The 3,954-nt window shown below is 69.0% G+C and carries 4 protein-coding genes and 1 pseudogene; 3 read left to right on the forward strand and 2 right to left on the reverse strand.

Features of this window, described 5'->3' with window-relative positions; genetic code table 11:
- The coding region (locus tag AC2VON_RS12760; RefSeq protein ID WP_486953296.1) for a DUF3830 family protein at positions 1-427 on the forward strand (427 nt) is incomplete at its 5' end.
- Between the two features lie 26 nt (positions 428-453).
- Here the strand turns inward: AC2VON_RS12760 and AC2VON_RS12765 are convergent.
- Positions 454-1,824 carry an amidase gene (locus tag AC2VON_RS12765; RefSeq protein ID WP_486953297.1) on the reverse strand — a complete coding sequence of 457 codons (1,371 nt, stop codon included), beginning with the start codon at positions 1,822-1,824 and terminating at the stop codon, positions 454-456.
- Between the two features lie 12 nt (positions 1,825-1,836).
- On the reverse strand, positions 1,837-2,796 hold the full coding sequence (locus AC2VON_RS12770; protein WP_486953298.1) for a D-2-hydroxyacid dehydrogenase: 960 nt from the start codon (positions 2,794-2,796) through the stop codon (positions 1,837-1,839).
- Between the two features lie 80 nt (positions 2,797-2,876).
- On the opposite strand from AC2VON_RS12770, the gene AC2VON_RS12775 reads away from it, so the two are divergent.
- Positions 2,877-3,644: a maleate cis-trans isomerase family protein gene (locus tag AC2VON_RS12775; RefSeq protein ID WP_486953299.1), complete on the forward strand. Its 768-nt coding sequence runs from the start codon at positions 2,877-2,879 to the stop codon at positions 3,642-3,644.
- Between the two features lie 5 nt (positions 3,645-3,649).
- Positions 3,650-3,954, forward strand: a pseudogene (locus AC2VON_RS12780) (maleate cis-trans isomerase); the annotation flags it as partial.

A 3,954-nucleotide genomic window follows, 5' to 3' on the forward strand; every position in this document is an offset into this window, starting at 1 on the left:
TCAGGCGCCGCGCACCTGCGCGGCGGTCTGGGATGCGTTGCCGCTCGCCGGTCAGGCATACCACGGCAAGTACGCCCGCAACGAGGTGTACACACTGTTGCCGCCGCTGCCCACACCCGGTCGGGAGAACTGCACCGTCACGCCGATCCCCGGCGACGTATGCTTCTTCGGCTTCGACGCGGCCGAGATCGGCAACCCGGCCTACGGGTATGACGACGGCGCGCAAGCACACTCGCCGCAAGGTGCCACCGACCTGGCAATCTTTTACGGCCGCAACAACATGCTGCTCAACGGTGACGTCGGCTGGGTTCCCGGGAACGTATTCGCGATGATCGAAGACGGCCTGGCGCAGATGGCGGCGGCCTGCAATGACCTGTGGATGGGCGGCGCGGTCGGCGAGCAGCTGGCCTTCGCCCGCTGCGCCTGATACCGGCGGGATACCGGCGGGAAAAACTACCCCAGCGCCTGCTCGGCGAACAGGCCCACGGCCAGCACCAGATCGTCGCTGTGCCTCGGGCCGACAATTTGCAGACCGATCGGCAGTCCGTCGGCGGTGGTGCCGACCGGGATGGACAGCGCCGGCTGCTGGGTCATGTTGAACGGGTAGGTGAACGGTGTCCACTGCGCCCACCAGCGCATGCCGGAGTCGACCGGCACATCGTGGCCGGCGGTGAACGCCGGGATCGGTGTGGTCGGGGTGATCAACAGATTGTGCCGCTCATGGAACCGGCCCATGGCCAGCCCCAGATCGACGCAGACCTGCCGTGCGTCCAGGTAGTCAACGGCCGAAACGGCCAAGCCCCGGTCCCACATGTCGACCAGACCGGGGTCGACGAGGTCGCGGGACTGCTCGTGGCCGCGCAGGCTGGCCGCGGCACCGGTCGCCCACAGCGTTTCGAAGGCGTCGACCGGATCGGTGAAACCGGGATCGGCGTGCACGACGTTCAGCCCGGCGCCGGCCAGCGCCTGCACCGCCGCCGCGGCCGCCGCCGCGATCTGCGGGTCGACGTCGACATAGCCCAGGGTGGGCGAGTAGGCGACATCCAAACCGACGACGTCGCGGCGGATCTCGCCGCGATAGGTGGTCAGCGTCGGCGGCAGCGAGGTCGGGTCGCGGTGGTCGGGCAGGGCGATGATGTCCATCAGCATTGCGGCGTCCTCGACGGTCCGGGTGATCGGTCCGCCGTGCGCCAGCGGCCCGAACGGACTGATCGGATACATCGGCACGCGTCCGTAGGTGGGTTTGAAGCCGACGACTCCGCAGAAACTCGCCGGGATGCGGATGCTGCCGCCGCCGTCGGTACCCACCGCCAGTGCCGCCATCCCGGCGGCGACCGCGGCGGCGCTGCCGCCCGATGAGCCGCCGGTCGTGCGGGTGGTGTCGACGGGATTGCGGGTGATGCCGGTCAGCGGGCTGTCCGTGACGGCCTTCCACGCCAACTCGCAGGTGGTGGTCTTGCCGAGCAGCACCATGCCGTCGTCGCGCATCTTTCCCACCGCCGGGCTGTCTTCGATCCAGGGGCCGTCGGCGTCGGTGAGCAGCGAGCCGCGCAGGGTGGGCCAGCCGGCGGTGCGGAATACGTCTTTGACGGCGACGGGCACCCCGTCGAGCAGACCCTTGGTGTAGTTGCCGCGCCAGCGGGCCTCGGACTTGCGTGCCTGAACCAGCGCGGCGTCCTCGTCGACCAGGCAGAACGCGTTGATGTCGCCGTCGCGTTCGGCGATCGCCGCCAGCGCGGCCGCGGTCGCCTCGACAGGCGAAAGTTCCCCGGAGGTGTAGGCGGCCACCAACTGCAGTGCGGTCAAGTCGGCCGGGTTGGTCATCGGCGTGGCTCCTCAGCCGGTCACCGCGTACCCGCGGCGTTTGTCGACCACATTGAGCAGCGGCCGACCGCAGACGTAACGACGGAAGTTGTCGATGAACTGCTGTTGTATTGCGCTGGTCCAGCCGTGCACATCACCGCTGTGATGCGGGGTCAGGGCAACATTGGGCGCGGTCCAGAGCGGATGGTCGGACGGCAGTGGCTCGGGGTCGACGACATCGAGTGCCGCGCCGCCGATACGCCCGTCGTGCAGCGCCGCCACCAGCGCATCGGTGACCACCAGTTCGCCGCGGCCGACGTTGATCAATCGCGCTCCGGGACGCATCGCGCTCAACGCATCGGCGTCGATCAGGCCGCGGGTCTGCGCCGTCAGTGGCGCGGCCAGCACGACGTAGTCGGCGTCGGCGACCGCGGTGTGCAGGTCGGCGGAGACCTCGCCGAAGTCGGCGTCGGCTCGCGGCGTGCGGCCGACCCCGCGCACGGCCATTCCGGTCGCGGCCAGCAGCCGCGCGACGGCACGGCCGACCGGCCCGGGCCCGACGATCGTCACCGACGCGCCGGCGACGCGTTCGGTGTCGAAGTGCTGCCAGCACCGGGCGCGCTGAGCGCTCCAGGACCGTCGAAAACCCTTGGCGAAGAACAGGATTTGTCCCAGCACATACTCGGCGATGGCCGCTTCGAAGATGCCGCGGGAATTGGTGACGATCACGTCGCTGTCGACCAACTCCTCGAAGAGCACCGCGTCCACCCCGATGGCGCCAACGTGCACCCAGCGCAGCGAATCGGCCGCCGGCCACGCCGAGGCGAGCGCGGGCGAGGAGAAGTCGTAGACGAACAGCACGTCGGCGCCGGCAAGCGCCCCCGCCAGTTGCGCCGAAGGGACCATCCGCAACTCCGCGTCCGCGCCGACCGGACCGAGCTGGGTCGGGGCCGACTCGCCGTACTGAACGATGACCACCGGACGCGCGTCCACGTTGACACCGTAGAAACGTATCGTATGATTGTCAACAATCCAGGGCTGGCCTGGAGTGCCGCGTGAGTGTGGGGCCACCCATGGATCTGTCCCTGTTACGGGAGCTGCCCGAGTTCGACGGACCGGCCGATCAGCGCGGCATCGGCGTCATCGCGCCCTTTGACCTGGCGCTGGAACGTGAGCTGTGGCGCTGGATTCCGGCTGAGGTGACTCTGCACCTGGCCCGCACCCAGTTCGAGCCGGTACCGGTGAGCCGGGCCATGGCCGAACTGGTGTCCGACACGCACCATCTTAAGGCCGCCACCCGCTCCGTGCTCTCGCTCGAGCCGGAGGTGGTCGCCTACCTGTGCGCGTCGGGCAGCTTCGTCAACGGCGTCGAATACGAGAAAACGCTGGTGGCCGCGATCGAGGCCGCGGGCGCCGAAGCAGCGGTCACAACGTCAGGTGCGCTGGCTGAAGCCGTTACCGCGCTGGAGATTTCGCGAATGTGCATCATGACCCCCTACGACGAAGAGCTCACCGAGCTGCTGCGGATGTTCCTGAATCAGCTGGGGGTGACCGTATTGCGATCGGACCACCTCGGCCTGGGCGGGGGCATCTGGAAGGTGAACTACCGCACGGTCGCGGAGCGGATCGTCGCCGCCGATCAGCCCGAGGCTGAAGCCATCTTCGTCAGCTGTACCAACCTGCGGACCTACGACATCATCGACCCGCTGGAGAATATGCTGGGCAAGCCGATCCTGACGGCCAACCAACTGACCATGTGGGCGTGCCTGGACCGGATGGGCCTGCCGATGATGGGACCGGGCCGGTGGCTGCGGGATGTCTTCACCGGAGTCCGGCGGTGAACCCCATGAGCCCGGAGCGCGCGGAGAGCCCAGCCGTCGGGTTCATTTATCCCGATCACGCCGCCGAGTCGGACTACCCGATAGCCGCCGGGCTGCTCGGGGTGCAACTGCCGGTGGTCCACATCTACGGAACGGACCTGCATGCGGTGCCCGAGCTGATGGCGCTGGGCAGCCCGGCCAACCTCGCCGAGGGAGCGGCGCTGCTGGCAGCGCAGCGACCGGCCGCGGTGGTGTGGGCGTGCACGTCGGGCAGCTTCGTGTTCGGGCGCGACGGCGCCGCCGACCAAGTGGACCGCCTGGCGGCGGCCGC

It is taken from the genome of Mycobacterium sp. TH-M82 (genome assembly GCF_057473605.1).

Excerpts from the sequence above, each read along its gene's own strand:
- AC2VON_RS12775 (WP_486953299.1), top strand. The coding sequence starts at position 2,877 with ATGGATCTGTCCCTGTTACGGGAGCTGCCCGAGTTCGACGGACCGGCC.
- AC2VON_RS12765 (WP_486953297.1), bottom strand. The coding sequence starts at position 1,824 with ATGACCAACCCGGCCGACTTGACCGCACTGCAGTTGGTGGCCGCCTAC.